This window comes from Ramlibacter albus (genome assembly GCF_014297445.1).
GTDB lineage: Bacteria > Pseudomonadota > Gammaproteobacteria > Burkholderiales > Burkholderiaceae_C > Ramlibacter > Ramlibacter albus.
In genome coordinates, this window is the sequence record NZ_JACORU010000006.1 from 72,902 (window position 1) to 91,608 (window position 18,707).

General features: G+C 67.8%; 17 protein-coding genes. 6 read left to right on the forward strand and 11 right to left on the reverse strand.

Annotated elements, in window-relative coordinates; genetic code table 11:
* Positions 1-57: 57 nt before the first annotated feature.
* Positions 58-2,682: an ATP-dependent chaperone ClpB gene (gene clpB, locus H8R02_RS16870; RefSeq protein ID WP_187082623.1), complete on the reverse strand. Its 2,625-nt coding sequence runs from the start codon at positions 2,680-2,682 to the stop codon at positions 58-60.
* 70 nt (positions 2,683-2,752) lie between these two features.
* Between clpB and H8R02_RS16875 the strand changes: the two genes are divergently transcribed.
* Positions 2,753-3,334 carry a hypothetical protein gene (locus H8R02_RS16875; protein ID WP_187082624.1) on the forward strand — a complete coding sequence of 194 codons (582 nt, stop codon included), beginning with the start codon at positions 2,753-2,755 and terminating at the stop codon, positions 3,332-3,334.
* Here H8R02_RS16875 and H8R02_RS16880 read toward each other — a convergent pair.
* Positions 3,331-4,548 (reverse strand): flavin-dependent oxidoreductase, encoded by a 1,218-nt coding sequence (locus tag H8R02_RS16880; RefSeq protein WP_187082625.1) that lies wholly within the window; start codon positions 4,546-4,548, stop codon positions 3,331-3,333. The genes H8R02_RS16875 and H8R02_RS16880 overlap by 4 nt on opposite strands.
* The gene (locus H8R02_RS16885) at positions 4,545-5,534 is read right to left on the reverse strand and encodes a tripartite tricarboxylate transporter substrate binding protein (RefSeq protein ID WP_255429386.1); all 990 of its coding nucleotides are present in this window, start codon (positions 5,532-5,534) and stop codon (positions 4,545-4,547) included. Before H8R02_RS16885 ends, H8R02_RS16880 begins: the two co-directional genes overlap by 4 nt.
* 54 nt (positions 5,535-5,588) lie before the next feature.
* Between H8R02_RS16885 and H8R02_RS16890 the strand changes: the two genes are divergently transcribed.
* Both H8R02_RS16890 and H8R02_RS16895 read left to right on the forward strand, forming a co-directional pair.
* The gene (locus H8R02_RS16890; protein ID WP_354004936.1) at positions 5,589-6,095 is read left to right on the forward strand and encodes a MarR family winged helix-turn-helix transcriptional regulator; all 507 of its coding nucleotides are present in this window, start codon (positions 5,589-5,591) and stop codon (positions 6,093-6,095) included.
* A 45-nt stretch (positions 6,096-6,140) separates the two neighbouring features.
* The gene (locus H8R02_RS16895) at positions 6,141-7,112 is read left to right on the forward strand and encodes a Bug family tripartite tricarboxylate transporter substrate binding protein (RefSeq protein WP_187082626.1); all 972 of its coding nucleotides are present in this window, start codon (positions 6,141-6,143) and stop codon (positions 7,110-7,112) included.
* Here the strand turns inward: H8R02_RS16895 and H8R02_RS16900 are convergent, their stop codons facing one another.
* Genes H8R02_RS16900 through H8R02_RS16935 form a run of 8 tightly spaced genes read right to left on the reverse strand, consistent with a single transcriptional unit; the run spans position 7,113 to position 15,765 of the window.
* Positions 7,113-9,299 (reverse strand): prolyl oligopeptidase family serine peptidase, encoded by a 2,187-nt coding sequence (locus tag H8R02_RS16900; protein ID WP_187082627.1) that lies wholly within the window; start codon positions 9,297-9,299, stop codon positions 7,113-7,115.
* Between the two features lie 14 nt (positions 9,300-9,313).
* Complete coding sequence (gene moaE, locus H8R02_RS16905; RefSeq protein ID WP_435531279.1) at positions 9,314-9,787, reverse strand: molybdopterin synthase catalytic subunit MoaE; 474 nt, start codon at positions 9,785-9,787, stop codon at positions 9,314-9,316.
* Complete coding sequence (gene moaD, locus H8R02_RS16910; protein WP_187082628.1) at positions 9,787-10,038, reverse strand: molybdopterin converting factor subunit 1; 252 nt, start codon at positions 10,036-10,038, stop codon at positions 9,787-9,789. The genes moaE and moaD overlap by 1 nt, the downstream gene beginning before the upstream one ends.
* Positions 10,035-11,261 (reverse strand): molybdopterin molybdotransferase MoeA, encoded by a 1,227-nt coding sequence (locus H8R02_RS16915; protein WP_187082629.1) that lies wholly within the window; start codon positions 11,259-11,261, stop codon positions 10,035-10,037. Before H8R02_RS16915 ends, moaD begins: the two co-directional genes overlap by 4 nt.
* Positions 11,258-11,791 carry a molybdopterin-guanine dinucleotide biosynthesis protein B gene (gene mobB, locus H8R02_RS16920; protein ID WP_187082630.1) on the reverse strand — a complete coding sequence of 178 codons (534 nt, stop codon included), beginning with the start codon at positions 11,789-11,791 and terminating at the stop codon, positions 11,258-11,260. Before mobB ends, H8R02_RS16915 begins: the two co-directional genes overlap by 4 nt.
* 21 nt (positions 11,792-11,812) lie before the next feature.
* Positions 11,813-13,228 carry a threonine synthase gene (gene thrC / locus H8R02_RS16925; protein WP_187082631.1) on the reverse strand — a complete coding sequence of 472 codons (1,416 nt, stop codon included), beginning with the start codon at positions 13,226-13,228 and terminating at the stop codon, positions 11,813-11,815.
* 3 nt (positions 13,229-13,231) lie between these two features.
* Positions 13,232-14,542 carry a homoserine dehydrogenase gene (locus H8R02_RS16930; RefSeq protein ID WP_187082632.1) on the reverse strand — a complete coding sequence of 437 codons (1,311 nt, stop codon included), beginning with the start codon at positions 14,540-14,542 and terminating at the stop codon, positions 13,232-13,234.
* Complete coding sequence (locus H8R02_RS16935) at positions 14,539-15,765, reverse strand: pyridoxal phosphate-dependent aminotransferase (protein ID WP_187082633.1); 1,227 nt, start codon at positions 15,763-15,765, stop codon at positions 14,539-14,541. The genes H8R02_RS16930 and H8R02_RS16935 overlap by 4 nt, the downstream gene beginning before the upstream one ends.
* A gap of 89 nt (positions 15,766-15,854) precedes the next feature.
* On the opposite strand from H8R02_RS16935, the gene H8R02_RS16940 reads away from it, so the two are divergent.
* The 3 genes from H8R02_RS16940 (at position 15,855) to H8R02_RS16950 (ending at position 18,681) form a co-directional block, all read left to right on the forward strand.
* The gene (locus H8R02_RS16940) at positions 15,855-16,217 is read left to right on the forward strand and encodes an Mth938-like domain-containing protein (RefSeq protein ID WP_187082634.1); all 363 of its coding nucleotides are present in this window, start codon (positions 15,855-15,857) and stop codon (positions 16,215-16,217) included.
* Between the two features lie 122 nt (positions 16,218-16,339).
* Complete coding sequence (locus tag H8R02_RS16945) at positions 16,340-16,816, forward strand: peroxiredoxin (protein WP_187082635.1); 477 nt, start codon at positions 16,340-16,342, stop codon at positions 16,814-16,816.
* Positions 16,817-16,989: 173 nt separating this feature from the next.
* Positions 16,990-18,681, forward strand: a complete 1,692-nt coding sequence (locus tag H8R02_RS16950) for a PhoH family protein (RefSeq protein ID WP_187082636.1) — start codon at positions 16,990-16,992, stop codon at positions 18,679-18,681.
* Positions 18,682-18,707: the final 26 nt, after the last annotated feature.

Genomic DNA, 18,707 nt, shown 5'->3' on the forward strand with positions numbered 1-18,707 from the left:
GCCGGGGGGGTGATCGTAGGCCTGCCGCCCCGGGGGATGCAAGCCCGGGGCGAACCCTTACGCCGTGGCCTCCTGCCGCGCGGCGGGCTGCGCGCCACCGAAGTGGAAGACGCCGGGCTCGCGCACCGGGTCCACCTCCACCGGGATCTCGCTCTTGGGCGGGAAGCGCCCTTCGAGGATCAGCCGCGACAGCGGGTTCTCGATGCGCTGCTGGATCGCCCGCTTGAGCGGACGCGCGCCGAACACCGGGTCGAAGCCGACCTTGGCCAGCTCTTCCAGCGCCGCGGGCGACACCTGCAGGTGCAGGTCCATCTTGGCCAGGCGCTGCTCGAGCACGCGCAGCTGGATCTTCGCGATTTTTGCAATGTGTTTCGCGTCGAGCCCGTGGAACACGACCGTTTCATCGATGCGGTTGAGGAACTCGGGCCGGAAGTGGTTCTTCAGCTCGTCCCACACCGCGTCCTTCACGTCCTCGTAGGGCCTGCCCACCATGGCCTGGATCATGTGCGAGCCGATGTTGGACGTCATCACGATCACCGTGTTCTTGAAGTCGACCGTGCGGCCCTGCCCGTCCGTGAGGCGGCCATCGTCGAGCACCTGCAGCAGCACGTTGAAGACGTCATGGTGCGCCTTCTCGACCTCGTCGAGCAGGATCACGCTGTAGGGCTTGCGGCGCACGGCCTCGGTGAGGTAGCCGCCCTCTTCATAGCCCACGTAGCCCGGGGGCGCGCCGATCAGGCGGGCCACGGAGTGCTTCTCCATGAACTCGCTCATGTCGATGCGGATGAGGTGCTCCTCGCTGTCGAACAGGAAGGTCGCGAGCGCCTTGCACAGCTCCGTCTTGCCAACGCCCGTGGGGCCGAGGAAGAGGAAGGAGCCGGTGGGCCGGTTCGGGTCCGCAAGGCCCGAGCGGCTGCGGCGGATGGCGTTGGCGACGGCCGCGATGGCCTCGTCCTGGCCGACCACGCGCTCGTGCAGCTTGTCTTCCATCATGAGCAGCTTCTCGCGCTCGCCCTGCATCAGCTTGCTGACCGGGATGCCCGTGGCACGCGCCACGACTTCCGCGATTTCTTCCGCGCCGACCTGCGTGCGCAGCAATTGCGGCCGGCCGTCCTTGGCCTTGTTGCTCTCGGCGGCCTGCGCGTCCTTGTGCTGCTTCTCCAGCGCCGGCAGCTTGCCGTACTGCAGCTCCGCGACCTTGTTGAAGTCGCCCTTGCGGGTGTACTCCTCGATCTGCTGGCGCAGCTTGTCGATCTCTTCCTTGATCTGCGCGCTGCCCTGGGCCTGCGCCTTCTCGGACTTCCAGATCTCCTCGAGGTCCGAGATCTCCTTCTGCAGGCGCGCGATTTCCTCCTCGATGAGGCCCAGGCGCTTCTGCGAAGCCTCGTCCTTCTCCTTCTTCACCGCCTCGCGCTCGATCTGCAGTTGGATGAGGCGCCGGTCGAGCCGGTCGATGGCCTCGGGCTTGGAGTCGATCTCGATCTTGATCTTGGACGCGGCCTCGTCGATGAGGTCGATGGCCTTGTCGGGCAGGAAGCGGTCGGTGATGTAGCGATGCGAGAGCTCCGCCGCGGCGACGATGGCCGGGTCGGTGATCTCCACGCCATGGTGCACCTCGTACTTCTCCTGCAGGCCGCGCAGGATGGCGATCGTCGCCTCCACCGTCGGCTCGCCCACGAGGATCTTCTGGAAGCGGCGCTCCAGCGCGGCGTCCTTCTCGATGTACTTGCGGTATTCGTCGAGCGTGGTCGCGCCCACGCAGTGCAGCTCGCCGCGCGCGAGCGCCGGCTTGAGCATGTTGCCTGCGTCCAGGGCGCCTTCGGCCTTGCCGGCGCCCACCATCGTGTGCAGCTCGTCGATGAAAACGATGGTCTGGCCTTCGTCCTTCGCGAGTTCGGTCAGCACGTTCTTCAGCCGCTCCTCGAACTCGCCGCGGAACTTGGCGCCGGCCAGCAGCGCGGCCATGTCGAGGGACAGCACGCGCTTGCCCTTGAGCGTTTCGGGCACTTCCTCGGCCACGATGCGCTGCGCAAGGCCTTCGACGATGGCTGTCTTGCCGACGCCCGGCTCGCCGATCAGCACCGGGTTGTTCTTGGTGCGGCGCTGCAGCACCTGGATGGCGCGGCGGATCTCCTCGTCGCGGCCGATCACGGGGTCCAGCTTGCCCATGCGGGCGCGCTCGGTGAGGTCGATCGTGTATTTCTTGAGCGCCTCGCGCTGACCCTCGGCCTCGGGGTTGTTGACGGCCTGGCCACCGCGCACGGCATCGATGGCGGACTCCAGCGACTTGCGCGTGAGGCCGTTCTCGCGGGCGATGCGGCCGATGTCCTGCTTGCTCTCGGCCACGCCGAGCAGGAACAGCTCGCTGGCGATGAACTGGTCGCCGCGCTTGATGGCCTCCTTCTCGGCGGCCTGCAGCAGCACGGCGAGGTCGCGGCCGACCTGGACCTGCTCCTGCCCCTGCACCTGCGGGCGCTTGTGCATCGCGGCTTCGGCGCCGGCGAGCAGGCCGGGCACGTTGGCGCCGGCGCGCTGCAGCAGGGCGCGCGGGCCGTCCTCCTGCCGCAGCATGGCCACGAGCAGGTGCTCGGGCTCGATGTATTGGTGGTCGTTGGCCAGGGCCAGCGTCTGGGCCTCGGCCAGGGCTTCCTGGAATTTGGTGGTGAGTTTGTCGAGTCGCATTGGAATGGCTCCGTTGCAGCCGATTTGGGCATTTCCCTCGTCAATTCAAGGGGCAATCTAGAATCCGCGCATGCACATCCATCAGCTTTCCGTGACCTACCTGCCCGAGCAGGACCGGATCCTGATGCGCATCAACACCACCGACGGCGAGGAGATGCGCATCTGGCTCACCCGCCGGCTGATGGTCGGGCTGTGGCCGCTGCTCTCGCGCATGCTCACGGATCATCTCCTCAAACTGGACTCCGCGGGGGCCGCGATCGACACGGCCGACGAGGAGCTCAAGAAGATGCTCGCCGATTTCCGCAAGGAAGAGTTCCTGCGGCAGGCCGATTTCGACACGCCCTACAAGGAAGCGCAGGAGACGCGCCTGCCGCTCGGCGAGGAGCCGCTACTGGTGACGGACGTGGACGCCACGCCCCTGCCCGCCGGGCCGCTGCGGCTGGCCTTCAACGAGCGGCCGGCCAGCGGGTCGGCGCCGCGCAGCTTCCAGATGGAGATGGAGCCCAAGCTCATGCAGGGGTTGATGCACCTGCTGGAGCAGGCGCTCACGCAATCGGGCTGGCGCGACCCGTTCATGGCCGCCCCGGTGCACGAGGAAGCTGCGGCCGACGAGGACGCCAGCGGCTCGCGCAGGCCCCGCTACCTCAATTAGCCCTTGAGCGTTTCGAGCGAAAAGCCGGCGATCCGCTTGTACTCGTCGGAGATGCGGCGCAGTTCGTCGGCACTGACGAGGTCGTCGATCGTGCCCGGGAAGGGCCGGCCGCCGGAGAGCTCGTCGGCCTTCATGATGATGAAGTCCGGCGGCACGGTGCGATTCGTCTCGACCACCTTGGCGGTGGGCGCAAGCCGCTTGGCCTCGTAGCGCGCCAGCGCCTCGCGCGCGTCGCCCTCGGACGCGAGCTCCTCGGCCAGCACGCGCGCATCGATCAGGGCCTGCGCCGAGCCGTTGGAGCCGCGCGGGTACATCGGGTGAGCCGCATCGCCGAGCAGCGTGACGCGGCCGAAGGTCCAGCGCGCCACCGGGTCCTTGTCGACCATGGGGTATTCGAAGACCTGCGTCGCGCTGCGGATCAGCTGCGGCACGTCCAGCCAGCCGAACTTCCAGGCCTCGAAGATGCCGATGAAGTCCTCCAGGCGGCCCGGGCGGTTCCAGTCGTTGCGCTCGTGCACTTCCTGGCGGATCTCGGCCACCCAGTTCACGAGCTGGTTGCCCTTGCCGTCCACGTTGTCGACGATGGGGTAGATCACCATCTTGCCCGTGTCGATGGAGCCCACGCGCATGTAGCTCTTGCCCGTGAGGATGGGCGCATGCACGCTCACGCCGCGCCAGGTGTTGATGCCGGTGAAGGCCAGCTCCTCGTCCGGGTAGAACTGGCGGCGCAGCGCGGAGTTGACGCCGTCGCAGGCGACGACGATGTCGGTGCGCACCGCCTCGCGCCCTTCGAAGCGCAAGGTGGCGCCGGCCTCGCCCTGCTCCACGCCCGTGCAGCGGTGGTCGAGGTGGATGGCCGCGTCGCCCAGGCGCTCGCGCGCGGCGTCGAACAGCACGCGGTGCAGCTTGCCGCGGTGGATGCCGATCTCCGGCAGCGCATAACCCGCGTGGCGGCCGCGCGGCTCGCGGTAGATGAACTGGCCCCAGCGGTTGAAGAACACGCTCTCCAGGTTCTCGATGCCCACGGCTTCGAGCTGCGGCTGCACGCCGAGGGCCGCCAGCTCGCGCATGGCGTGCGGCAGCAGCGTGATGCCCACGCCGATCTCGCGGATCTCGCTGGCTGCCTCGTACACGTCGCACGCGATGCCGCGCTGGTGCAGCGAGAGCGCAAGCGCCAGGCCGCCGATGCCGCCGCCGACGATGGCTATGTTCATTCGCCCTTGATGCCCTGTGCGGTGATCAGCTGCGACCAGCGCCGCGAATCCATCTCGACGAGATGCTTGAACTCGGCCGGCGTGCTCGTCGCCGGGTCCATGCCCTGGGTCTGGAACGCCGTGCGCACGTCGGGCGCGGCGAGGATGTCACGCAGCTCGCGGTTGAGGCGGCTCACGAGGTCGGGCGATGTGCCGGGCGGCGCGAAGATGCCGTACCACATGTCGACGTTGACCTTGCCCGCATGCGCCTCCTCCAGCGTCGGCACGGTGGGCAGCAGCGGGTGGCGCTTGTCGCTGCCGATGCCCAGCGCGACGAGCTTGCCCGCGCGGATCTGCGGCAGCGCGACGTGGATCGGCAGGAACATCGCATCGACCTGCCCACCCAGCAAATCCGTCACCGCGGGCGCCGTGCCGCGGTACGGAATGTGCGTGAGGTAGACGCGCGCCGTCTGCTTGAACAGCTCCATCGACAGGTGGTGCGGCGTGCCCACGCCGGGGCTCGCGTAATTGAGCTTGCCGGGGCTGCGCTGCGCAGCCTTCACGAGGTCCTGCGCGGTCTTGTAGCCGCTGGAAGGCGGCGTCACCAGCAGCAGCTGGCCCCAGCTGGTGAGCGACACCGGCACGAGGTCGCGCACGGGGTCGAAGGGCATCTGCGGGTAGAGGCTGCGGTTCATGACGAGCGTGTTGACGCTCACGAGCAGCGTGTTGCCGTCGCCGGGGGCGCGCACCACGGCCTCGGTGCCGATGTTGCCCGACGCGCCGGGCCGGTTGTCCACGACGACCGCGCGCCCGAGCCGTTCACCCAGCTTGGGCCCGACCGTGCGCGCGATGAGGTCGATGCCGGTGCCCGGCGTGAAGGGCACGATCAGCCTCAAGGGCGGCTGCCCGCCGGCCGGCTGCGCGCTTGCGAAGGCGGCGTGCGCGGCGACCAGTGCCACCCCGAGGTACCTGAGCAGCTTCATGGGGAACTTCCCTTTGGTTGGCATGCTAACTATTATGGAGGGGGCCGCTGCCGTGCACAATGCGTGGTTGCGCTATCAGTGTTTCGTCTGATCACCGTGCCGTCCAGGAAGAACAACGAACCCCTCTCCCGACTGTACGCCCGCCCCGGCTTCCTGCTGCGGCGCGCGCACCAGATTTCCGCCGCCGTGTTCGAGGACGCCTGCCGCGAACTCCAGCTCACGCCGGCCCAGTTCGGTGCGCTGACGGTGCTGGAGGCCCACCCGGGGCTTGGCCAGTCGAGCCTGGCGCGCGCGCTCGGCTTCGACAAGGTGACCGTGCTGCGCGTGCTGCGCGGCCTGCAGGGGCGCGGCCTGGTGCAGCGGGCGCCCGCCGAGGGCAACAAGCGCAACATCTCCGTGGTGCTCACGCCGGCCGGCGAGCGCATCCTGAAGGAGGCGCAGAAGCCCGCCGAGGCCGCGTACAAGCGCCTGATGGCCCCGCTGTCGCGCCCGCAGCAAAAGCAGCTGCTGGACCTGCTGCAGCTGCTGACCGGCGAGCTCGAGGACGAGGCGCGCGCCGCGTTCATCCCGCCGCATTCCGCTTGATCCAGCGTAACCCGAGCGTCAGCCGCGCAAGGCTATGCTCGGCGGATGACTTCGCAACTCACCCGTAGAACCTTCACTGCCGCCGTCGCCGCGGCACCCCTGCTGCTGCGCGCGCAGGGCACCTCGTCGCAACCCGTCAAGCTGCTCGTCGGCTTCCCGCCCGGCGGCGGCACCGACGCCATCGCGCGCACCTTCGCCGACCGCCTGAAGGACATCCTCGGCATGCCCGTCGTGGTGGACAACAAGGCCGGCGCCGGCGGCCAGATCGCCGCGCAAGCGCTGAAAGCCGCTGCGCCCGACGGCCACACCTTCTTCCTGAGCCACGATCACTCGATCTCGATCCTGCCGCTGGTGACGAAGAACGCGGGCTTCGAGCCCGCCACGGACTTCATCCCGGCGAGCGGCTTCGCGACGTTCGCGAACGCGCTGGCGCTGTCGGGCGGCACGCCCGCCAAGACGCTGCAGGACTACATCGCGCTGGTGCAGGGCGCGAATGGCAAGGACACGATCGGCGTTCCCGCTCCGGCTTCCATCCCCGAATTCCTCGTCGGCATGCTGGCGTCGAAGTACAAGCTCGACCTGCAGGCCGCGCCGTACCGCGGCAGCGCGCCGATGATGGCCGACATGCTGGGCAACCAGATCCGCGCCGGAGTCGCATCGATCCCCGACTTCATCGAGAACCACCGCGCGGGCAAGCTACGCGTGGTGGCGGTGATCGGCGACAAGCGCCAGCCCATCCTGCCGGACGTGCCCACGTTCGCGGAGCTGGGTCTCGCCGGGCTCGAGGACCTGCCCTACTACGGTTTCTTCGCGCCCGCCGGCACGCCCGCCGCGGTGCTGGACCGCTTCAACCAGGCGGTTGCAAAAGCGGTTGCGATGCCGGACGTGCGCGAGCGCCTCACGAACATGGGCCTGGCCGTCGGCTACCAGCCGCAGCCGCAGTTCGCGGCGCGCGTGAAGGGCTACACGCAGAACTGGGAAAAAATCATCAAGGCGAGCGGCTTCGTGGCCAAGTGATCACTTCTCGATCAGGCCGCGCTTGCCCATCTGCCACAGCATGAAGCTGTAGGCATCGGCGTTCACCGAGCGCGCCTGCGCGGGCGTGCGGCCGATGCCGTGGCCGTCGTTCGCGTCGACGCGCAGCAGCACGGGCTTGCCGCTTGACGTGGCGGCCTGCATGCGGGCTGCGGCCTTCGCGCTGTTCCACGCGTCGACGCGCGGGTCGTTCAGCCCGTGCACGAACATCACCGCCGGGTACGCGACGCCGTCGCGCACCTGGTGGTAGGTGCTCATTTCCAGCAGCGCGCGGAAGCCGTCGGGGTCCTTCACCGAACCGAACTCGGAGATGTTGGTGATGCCGTTGGCCGTGTCCTCCGCGCGCAGCGCGTCCAGCAGGCCGACGTGGATGACGGCGGCCGCGAAGAGCTGCGGCGCCGCCGTGATCGCACGTCCCGCGAAGATGCCGCCGGCGCTGCCGCCGGTGACGGCCAGCGTCTTCGGTGAGGCATAACCCTGCTCCACGAGATACTGGCCGACGGCAATGCCGTCCTTCCACGTATTGGGCTTGTTCTGCCGCGTGCCGGCCATGCGCCACGGGTCGCCGTAGACGCCGCTGCCGCGCACGTTGGCGATGGCGACCACGCCGCCCTGCTCGGCCCACACCAGGTTATTGGGGTTGAAGACAGCGGTGTACGAGGTGCCGTAGGAGCCGTAGCCCACGACGAGCGCGGGGTTGCTGCCGTCGCGAGCGAGGCCCTTGCGATGCAGCAGCGTCACCGGGATCATCACCCCGTCGTAGCTGCGGACCATGACGTCCTTCACTTCGATCTCCGGCAGGCCCGCGGGCGCGGCGGTTTCGAAGCCGCGCACCGGCCGCGAAAGGGCGCCCTGGAGCACGTAGGTCTGCGAAGGCCGCGTCCAGCCTGCCAGCGAGTACAGCGTGTCGGCGCGCAGCGGGCCCAGCTCGTGGGCGAGACGCGCGGCGCCGAGGATCGGCGTCTTCAGCGGCTGGCCCGAGGTATCGCCGGGTGCGTAACTGCGCAGCGCGATGGTGGCGCCGTGGCGCACCTCGGCGAGCAGGCGGCCACGCACGAGCGCGAACGACTCGATCAAGCCGTCCTGCGGCGGCTGCGCGACGAGCTGCGCGCGGCCGAGCTGCGCCTCGCGCAGGTCCAGCTTCATCACGCGGAAGCGCGGCGCATCGACCTTGGTGCGGTAGTAGAGGTCGTTGCCGTGCAGTTCCATGCTGAGGAGGTGGTCGTCGAAGCTGGCGATGCGCCGCCACGGGACCGGGCCGCCTGCCGCAAGCTCCTTCAGCGAGGCGACGAACACCGAGCCTTCCTTCTGCGTGGTGTCGTTGGTCGCAGCGACCACCCACGGACTGTCGTGGGCGAAGAGCAGGCGGCCGTTGTCGAGGCGGCGCAGGCCGAGCTCGCGGTTCACGGTCGGACCGAACACGGCGCGGGCCTTGTCGGCGGGCTCGCCGATCTTCAGCAGCTTCACCGACGAGTCGAGGTAGTACTCGGTGGCGGCGTCTTCCGCCGTCAGCGGGCGCAGCTGGTTGAACGCGACCGTGCGGTTATCGGGCAGCCAGCTCACGCCGCCGTGCGGCACGCGCGGCACGGGCTCGCCCACGGCGTGGCCGGTGCTCGTCTCGACGATGTGCATCGACGCGTCTTCGGACCCGCCGGCGGAGATGCCGAAGGCCACGTGCTTGCCGTCCCACGACGGCACGAACCAGTTCACCGCGTGCGGCACGCCGGTGCGCTGAGCATGCGTGTCCGGGTCGACGAGGATGCGCTCCGGGCCGTCGATGCGCTCGCGCATGGCGAGCTTCACCTGCCGCGCATTGCGCTGGCGCAGCATGTAGAACACCGAACCGTCGCCCGTGCGCACGATGTTCGTGCGGCGGTCGCCCAGGCCCGCGTCGAGCTCGGCGAAGCGCTTTTCCATCGCGGCACGGCCTTCGATGCGGTCCAGCACGGCGCGCGTGTAGCCGCCCTGCGCCTGCAGCCACGACTTCACCTGCGGGTCGGCCAGGTTCTCCATGTAGCGGTACGGGTCGCGCACGGTGGTGCCGTGCATCGTCTCCGTTTGTTCGCGCACGGGTGCCGCGGGTGGTGCGGGTGGTGCGACCTGCGCGAATGCGGGCAGGGCCAGAAACAAAAATGCGCCGGCAAGGCGCATGGGGATCGGGAGCTTCATCGGACGGGCGGGTGTCAGGTGTTGGCCGATGGTAGGCCCCAGCGCGCGAGCGCCGCATCATCGCTAACCCGGGCGTCCACCCAGCGCTCCCCCTCGGGCGTTTTCTCCTTCTTCCAGAAGGGCGCCTGCGTCTTGAGGTAGTCCATCAGGAATTCGCAGGCCTGGAAGCTGTCGCCGCGGTGCGGCGAGGTGACGGCCACCAGCACGATCTGGTCGCCGGGGTTCAGCAGCCCCACGCGATGGATCACGCGCGCGGCGTTGATGCGAAAGCGCCTGTGCGCCTCGTCGATCATCGCCTCGATGGCCTTCTCGGTCATGCCGGGGTAGTGCTCCAGCTCCATCGTGCTGACGGAAGTGCCGTCGTTGCGGTCGCGCACGGTGCCGATGAAGCTGCAGACGGCGCCGACGCCGTGGTCCTGCGCGCGCAGCGCCGCGACCTCCTTCGACAGGTCGAAGTCCTCGGTCTGGATGGAAACGCGTGCAGGCATCAGCCACCCGTCACAGGTGGAAAAAACGCCACCTCTGCGCCTTCGCGCAAGGGCAGGTTTTCATCGGCCATGGCCTGGTCCAGCGCCATGCGCACCGATTTGCCGCGTGCCAGCGATGCAGCGTAGACACCGCCGCGTGCGATGAGTTCGTCGCGCAAGGCCGCGAGCGTCGCAGCCGATGTCTCGACCGCTTCGCTGCCCTTGCCGACGGCCTCGCGGATCGAAGCGAAATAGCGCACGGTGACCTTCACGCCAGCAGCTCCGCCAGCGGGATGAAGCGCACGGTGTCGCCGACAGCGATGGCTTGCCCCGGCGGGTTGTCGACGAGCCCGTCGGCCCAGGTGACCGACGTGAGCACGCCCGAACTCTGGTTGGGGAACAGCTCCAGCCCGCCGTTGCCGTTGCGGCGCACGCGCAGGAACTCGCGGCGCTTGTCGGGGCGCGGCCACGCGAAATGCGCGGGCATCTCCACGGCCTTCGGCGCGAGCTCGGCCGCGCCCTGCAGCTTGAGCAGGAAGGGCCGCACCAGCAGCACGAAGGTGACGAAGCTGGACACCGGGTTGCCCGGCAGCCCGATGAAATGCGCCTGCTCCACGCGGCCGTACGCGAAAGGCTTGCCGGGCTTGATCGCGATCTGCCACAGATCGAGCGAGCCTAGCTGCTGCACGGCGGGCTTGATGTGGTCCTCTTCGCCGACCGAGACGCCGCCGCTCGTGAGGATGAGGTCGTGGCCTTGCGAGGCCTCGACCAGCGCGCGCACGGTGACGTGGCGCTGGTCCGGCACGATGCCGAAGTCCGTCACCTCGCAGCCCAGGCCCTGGAGCAATGCGCGCAGGAAGAAACGATTGGAGTTGTAGATGGCGCCGGGCCGCATGCGCTCGGGCGGCACTTCGCCGGGCATGACGAGCTCGTCGCCCGTGGAGAACAGCGCGACGCGCGGGCGGCGTGCCACTTCGAGCTGCGCACGGCCGATGCTGGCCGCGAGCCCCAGCGATGCCGCCGACAGCCGCTCGCCGCGCGCGAGCACCACGGCGCCGCGTTTGACGTCCTCGCCGCTGCGGCGGATCCACTCGCCGCGCTTGGGCTGCGACTTGAACCGCACGACGTGCTCGCCCGCCGGCTCGGTCTCTTCCTGCATCACGATGGCGTCGGCGCCCTCGGGCACCGGCGCCCCGGTGAAGATGCGTGCGACGGAACCCTTCTCCAGCGGCTCGGGCGCGGCGCCTGCGGGGATGCGCTGGCTCACGCGCATCACGGCGCCGGGCGCGATCTCGCTGCAACGCACCGCGTAGCCGTCCATCGAGCTGTTGTCCTGCGGCGGCACCTGCAAGGGGGAGACGAGGTCCTGCAGCAGCACGCGGCCTGCTGCATCGAACGTGGAGACCTGCTCGCTGCCTGCGAGCGGCTGCGCATGCCGCAGCAACTCGGCGAGCGCGTCGTCAAGGGGCCGCAGCGGGGCGCGAGGGGCGTTCATTGGTAACGGTCAGGGTCGTACTCGAAACGCTCGCCATTGTCGACCAGCCACTGGGCGATGGCATCGGGGTCGTTCAAATCCAGCACGGGCCGCAGGGTGGGCTCGGGCAGCTGCGCGGGCGTGTCGGTGGCGATGGCGGCGATGAAGTCGTCGTCGGGGTAGCGCGCCGGCTTTTTCGCGGCCGCGCGCCACACCTCGATCTTCAGCAGGTTGCTCTGCTTGAAGCCTTCCACCAGCACCCAGTCCACGCCCTCCCAGAGCTCGGCGATGAGCTGGTGCACCGAGAGCTCGGCGGCCTGTTCGAATTCACGCATGAGGGCGAGGCGCTTGTCGGAGGCGACGACGACCTCGAAGGCCCCCGCCTCGCGGTGGCGGTACGTGTCCTTGCCCGGGTGGTCGATGTCGAACTTGTGGTGCGCGTGCTTCACCACGGACACGCGCAGTCCGCGCAACTTCAGCGCGGGAATCAATGTTTCGACGAGCGTGGTCTTCCCGGAGCCCGAGAAGCCGGCGAACCCTACTGCTTTCATGCCGGCGTTTGTACCAGTTGTTCAGGCGCAGTGCGCCGCGATGAACGCTTTGACCTTCGCCGTGTCGGCGGGAAGTACCGTGACGCGCTTGGGCAGTTGCTCGATGCCTTCGAACTTCGCGGGCCGGTCCGGCTCGCGGCCCAGCGCCTCGACGATGGTTTCGGCGAACTTGATCGGCAGCGCCGTCTCCAGCACCAGCATCGGCACGCCGGGCTGCACGTGCGCGCGAGCCACCTTCAGGCCGTCGGCCGTGTGGGTGTCGATCATCACGCCGAAGCGCTCGAACGTGTCGCGGATGGTGGCCAGCCGGTCGGCATGCGTACTCTTGCCGGAGATGAAGCCGAAGCGCGTGCGCGCCTGTTCGAAGGCGGTGTCGCCGCTCAGGTCGAAGAGACCCTGCTTGGAGAGCGTCTCGCCGAAGAGCTGCTTCACCTTCGAAGCATCGCGCCCCAGCAGGTCGAACACGAAACGCTCGAAGTTGCTGGCCTTGCTGATGTCCATCGACGGGCTGGACGTCTCATGCGTGTCCGCGGCACCGCGCACGCGGTAGACGCCCGTGCGGAAGAACTCGTCGAGCACGTCGTTCTCGTTGGTGGCGAGCACGAGCTTGTCGATGGGCAGGCCCATCATGCGCGCCACGTGGCCGGCGCAGATGTTGCCGAAGTTGCCCGACGGGACCGTGAAGCTCACTCGCTCCGAGTTGGACTTCGTCGCCTGGAAGTAACCCGCGAAGTAGTAGACGACCTGCGCGACCAGGCGCGCCCAGTTGATCGAGTTGACCGTGCCGATGCGGTACTTGCGCTTGAAGTCGAGATCGTTCGACACGGCCTTGACGATGTCCTGGCAGTCGTCGAACACGCCCTGGATGGCGAGGTTGTGGATGTTGGCGTCCTGCAGGCTGAACATCTGCGCCTGCTGGAAGGGGCTCATGCGGCCGTGCGGCGACGTCATGAAGACGCGCACGCCCTTCTTGCCCTTCATCGCGTACTCGGCGGCGCTGCCGGTGTCGCCGGAAGTCGCGCCGAGGATATTGAGCTCCTCGCCGCGCCGCGCGAGCTCGTACTCGAAGAGGTTGCCCAGCAGCTGCATCGCCATGTCCTTGAAGGCCAGCGTGGGGCCGTTGGACAGGGCTTCGAGGTACACGCCCTCTTCCAGCTTCTTGAGCGGCACGATCTCCTTCGTGCCGAACACTTCCGCCGTGTAGGTCTTCGCGCAGATCGCCTTCAGGTCGGCGGCGGGGATGTCGTCGATGTAGAGCGACAGCACCTCGAAAGCGAGGTTGGGGTACGACAGGCCGCGCCACTTGGCGAGCGTGGCTTCGCTCACCTGCGGGTACGACTCGGGCAGGTAGAGCCCGCCATCGGGCGCGAGGCCTTCGAGCAGGATCTCGCAGAAGCGCTGGCGGTCCGGGTGGCCGCGCGTGGAGAGGTACTGCATCGCTTAGGCCAGTTCTTCCTTGCGGATGCGCGTGATCGGCGCGAGCACGGTGGGCAGGCCCTGCATCTGCGCGATGGCTTCGTTCATCGTGCCTTCGCGCACGCTGTGCGTCAGCAGGATCAGGTCGGTCTGCTTCTCGCCCTCGCCCGCTTCGCGCTGAAGCATCGCGTCGATGCTGATGCCGGCCGCAGCGAGGATGCCGGTGACCTTCGCCAGCACGCCCGCCTCGTCCGCCACGCGCATGCGCAGGTAGTAGCTGGTCACCACGTCGCTCATCGGCAGCACCTTCTCGCTCGACATCTGGTCGGGCTGGAAGGCCAGGTGCGGCACGCGGTGCGCGGCGTCGGCCGTGTGCAATCGCGTGATGTCCACGAGGTCGGCGATCACGGCGCTGGCCGTGGGCTCGCTGCCCGCGCCCTTGCCGTAGTACAGCGTCGTGCCAACGGCGTCGCCTTGCACCACCACGGCGTTCATCGCGCCTTCCACGTTGGCGATCAGGCGCTTGGCCGGCACCAGCGACGGGTGCACGCGCAGCTCGATGCCCGTGGGCGTGCGCTTGGTGATGCCCAGCAGCTTGATGCGGTAGCCCAGCTGCTCGGCGTACTTGATGTCCTGCGCGGCCAGCTTCGTGATGCCCTCGACATAGGCCTTGTCGAACTGCACGGGGATGCCGAACGCGATGGCCGACATGATCGTTGCCTTGTGCGCGGCGTCCACGCCTTCGATGTCGAACGTGGGGTCCGCTTCGGCGTAGCCCAGGCGCTGCGCGTCCTTCAGGGCGACGTCGAAGTCGAGCCCCTTGTCGCGCATCTCGGAGAGGATGAAGTTGGTGGTGCCGTTGATGATGCCGGCGATCCACTGGATGCTGTTGGCGGTGAGGCCTTCGCGCAGCGCCTTGATGATCGGGATGCCGCCGGCGACCGCGGCTTCGAAAGCGACCATCACGCCCTTCTTGTGCGCGGCTTCGAAGATCTCGGTGCCATGCACCGCCAGCAGCGCCTTGTTCGCGGTGACGACGTGCTTGCCCGCGGCGATGGCGGACATGACCATCTCGCGCGCGATGCCGTAGCCGCCGATCAGCTCGATGACGATGTCGATGTCCGGGTTGGCGATGACTTCACGCCCATCCTTGACGACCTTGGCCTTGCCGCCGGTGATCGCTTCGGCGCGTGCCGTATCGAGGTCCGCCACCATGGTGATCTCGATGCCGCGGCCGGCGCGGCGCTTGATCTCCTCCTGGTTGCGCTGGAGAACCTTGAACACACCGCTGCCGACGGTGCCGATGCCGAGGAGGCCGACCTGGATGGCTTTCATTTGGAGTGACGCTTGCGATAGGACTCGAGGAAACGCGCGATGCGGTTGATCGCTTCGCGCAGGTCGTCCTCGTGCGGGAGGAAGACGATGCGGAAATGCTGGTTGTCGGGGTAGTTGAAGCCCGAGCCCTGCACCAGCATGACGCGGGTTTCCTGCAGCAGCTCGAGGAAGAACTGGCGGTCGTCGGCGATCGGGTAGACCTTGGGGTCGAGCTTCGGGAACATGTACAGCGCGGCCTGCGGCTTCACGCAGGTGACCCCCGGGATCGCCGTGATCATCTCGTACGCGAGGTCGCGCTGGCGGCGCAGGCGCCCGCCCGGGTTGATCAGCTCGTTGATGCTCTGGTAGCCGCCCAGTGCCGTCTGGATGGCGTACTGGCCCGGCACGTTGGCGCACAAGCGCATGTTCGAGAGCATCGTGAGGCCCTCGATGTAGTCGGCGGCGGCCTTCTTGTCGCCCGAAACGACGAGCCAGCCGGCGCGGTAGCCGCAGGAGCGGTAGCTCTTCGACAGCGAATTGAAGGTGAGCGTGAGGACGTCCTCGGACAGGCTGCCGATCGCGGTGTGCTTCACGCCGTCGTACAGCACCTTGTCGTAGACCTCGTCGGCGAGGATCACGAGGCCGTGCTGGCGCGCGATCGCCACGATTTCCTTCAGCACCTCGTCGGGGTACAGCGCGCCGGTCGGGTTGTTCGGGTTGATGACCACGATGCCCTTGGTGGCCGGCGTGATCTTTCGGCGGATGTCGTCGAGGTCGGGCAGCCAGCCGTTGGCTTCGTCGCACATGTAGTGCACCGCCGTGCCGCCTGACAGCGTGGTGGCCGCGGTCCACAGCGGGTAGTCGGGCGAAGGCAGCAGCAGCTCGTCGCCTTCGTTGAGCAGCGCGTTGGTGGACATGACGATCAGCTCACTGGCGCCGTTGCCGAGGTAGATGTCGTCGAGCGTGACGCCCTTGATGCCCTGCTGCTGGGTGTAGTGCACCACGGCGCGGCGCGCCGGGAAGATCCCCTTGCTGTCGGAGTAGCCGGCGGAGTTGGCCAGGTTGTGGGCCATGTCCTGCTGGATCTCCTCGGGCGCGTCGAAGCCGAACACGGCGAGGTTGCCGATGTTCAGGCGGATGATCTTGTGGCCCTCTTCCTCCATCTGCCGGGCCGCGTCCATGATGGGACCGCGGATGTCGTACAGGACGTTGGCGAGCTTGGTCGATTTCTGGACGGTCTTCAAAGCCCCTCCGAAGGCTGCGATACGAGGCGGAAACTTATAATTTGACCATAGTTCCGCCGTGCTCTTCCGCAGCGCAGCAATAAAACACGATGAAGCTGCAGCCCGACCAATCCGACGTCCAGACCATCCGCGCGCACGGCCCCGGCTGGGTGGCCGTGGGCAGTGAAAAGATCACGCACAACGTCATCATCGGCTCGCGCGGGCAGCAGCTCGCATGGGCCGGCGGCTTCGACGACCTCGGGCCGGAGCACTTCGCGCAGCTGGCGGACATGAAGGTCGAAGTGGTGATCTTCGGCAGCGGCAGCCGCATCCGTTTCCCCAAGCCCGCGTGGGTGGCGCCGCTGATGGCCGCGCGCATCGGCATCGAGACGATGGACACCGCGGCGGCCTGCCGCACCTACAACATCCTGGCCCAGGAAGGCCGCGATGTCGCAGTGGCGCTCCTCCTCTGAATGGGGTAACCCTGCGTGAGCACGGATTGTGCTTTCAAGGTAAAATCTCGGATTGCGTCGGGGGCCGCACAGCCCCCGGTACACCGAGCCTAAGCACCTCACCGAAGAAGCATCAGAGACCCATGGCGATCGTTGTCAACAAGCCCCTCCCCGAATTTGAAGCGAACGCCACCGGCGGCATCAAAGTCACCAACGGCTCCCACCTCGGCCAGATCGTGGTGCTGTACTTCTACCCGAAGGACAACACGCCCGGCTGCACCACCGAGGCCATGCAGTTCCGCGACAAGTACAAGGACTTCGTGAAGGCCGGCGCCGTGGTGTTCGGCGTGTCGCGCGACAACATGAAGTCGCACGACGAGTTCAAGGCCAAGCTGGAGCTGCCCTTCGAGCTCATCGCCGACACCGAAGAGAAGATGTGCCACATGTTCGGCGTGGTCAAGAACAAGATCATGTACGGCAAGAAGGTCAAGGGCATCGAGCGCAGCACCTTCCTGGTGGGCGCCGACGGCGTGCTCAAGCAGGAATGGCGCGGCCTGAAGGTCCCCGGCCACGTGGACGAAGTCCTCAAGGCCGTCAAGCTGCTGAAGAAGGCGGCCTGACGCCTACACGCAACAGGGCGAGCGCCGACATTGTTGTGGCGCAACCGTTGTGCATAATGGGTTCATGCCGTTGATCGAGACGCGACGCGTCATCACCGTCAGACCCGCAAAAGCCGCCAGGCCCGCCCGGCGGCTTTTTTGTTTCCTGAACCGCTTCGGAGCTTCAGCCGTCCATGCCCCTGCCCCCTGCCCCCAACAAGCGCGCCGCCATGCTCCCGCCGGAGGCGTACGACGCCCCGGCCCGCACTTCGCACAAGACGGCGCGAAAAACGGCGGCCCTGCTGGCGGCGAGCGACAGCCCGCTGCCTGAGCGCCCGCAGGCGCTGGACGAGTTCGACCCCCGTACCGGCGGCGGCGACGCCCATCCTTCTGCCTATGCGGGCGACCTCGAAACCTACGTCGAGGCCGAGTCGCCGCAGCCCAGGAAGCGGCTGCCCACGCAGGTGGCCGCCAAGCCCAAGAAAGCCAAGCCAACCGGCCCCTCCAAGCTGTTCGTGCTGGACACCAACGTGCTGATGCACGACCCGATGAGCCTGTTCCGCTTCGAGGAGCACGACATCTTCCTGCCGATGATCGTGCTGGAGGAGCTGGACGGGCACAAGAAGGGCACGACCGAAGTGGCCCGCAACGCGCGCCAGGTCAGCCGTTCGCTCGATGCGCTGGCCGGCCACCACGGCAGCGACATCAGCCAGGGCCTGAAGCTCGACACCACCGGCCACCGCGAGGCGGGCGGGTGCCTGTTCTTCCAGACGAACCCGCTCGACTCCAAGCTGCCTGCCAGCCTGCCCCCGGGCAAGGCCGACAACCAGATCCTCGGCGTGGTCGCCGCGCTGCGTGAAAAATTCGCGCCGCGCGAGGTGGTGCTGGTGTCCAAGGACATCAACATGCGCGTCAAGGCGCGTGCGCTGGGCCTGGACACCGAGGACTACCGCAACGACAAGACGCTGGACGACCTGGACCTGATGTATTCCGGCGCGCTCGCGCTGCCGCCGGACTTCTGGGCCAAGCACGGCAAGACGGTGGAGAGCTGGCAGAGCGGGCAGCACACCTTCTACCGGATCACCGGCCCGATCGTGCCCAGCCTGCTGATCAACCAGTTCGTGTACTTCGAGGCACCGGGCGAGCCCAGCCTCTACGCGCGCGTGACGGAGATCCGCGGCAAGACGGCCGTGCTCAAGACGCTGAAGGACTACGGCCACCTGAAAAACGCCGTGTGGGGCGTGACCACGCGCAACCGCGAGCAGAACTTCGCGATGAACCTGCTGATGGACCCGGAGATCGACTTCGTGACGCTCAGCGGCACGGCCGGCACCGGCAAGACGCTGCTGGCGCTGGCCGCGGGGTTGACGCAGGTGCTGGACGACCGGCGCTACACCGAGATCATCATGACCCGCGCAACGGTGAGCGTCGGCGAGGACATCGGTTTCCTGCCCGGCACCGAGGAAGAGAAGATGGGTCCCTGGATGGGCGCCCTCGACGACAACCTCGAAGTACTGGGCAAGACCGACAGCGGCGCCGGCGAGTGGGGCCGCGCGGCCACCAACGAGCTGATCCGCAGCCGCATCAAGATCAAGAGCATGAACTTCATGCGCGGGCGCACGTTCCTCAACAAGTACGTGATCATCGACGAGGCGCAGAACCTCACGCCCAAGCAGATGAAGACGCTGATCACCCGCGCTGGGCCGGGCACGAAGATCATCTGCATGGGCAACCTCGCGCAGATCGACACGCCGTACCTGACAGAGGGCTCGTCGGGCCTGACGTTCGCCGTGGACAAGTTCAAGGGGTGGCCGCACAGCGGGCACATCACCCTGGCGCGCGGCGAGCGCTCGCGGCTGGCGGACTTCGCGAGCGACGTGCTCTAGACACGGCGCCGCGGCGGGCGGAAACT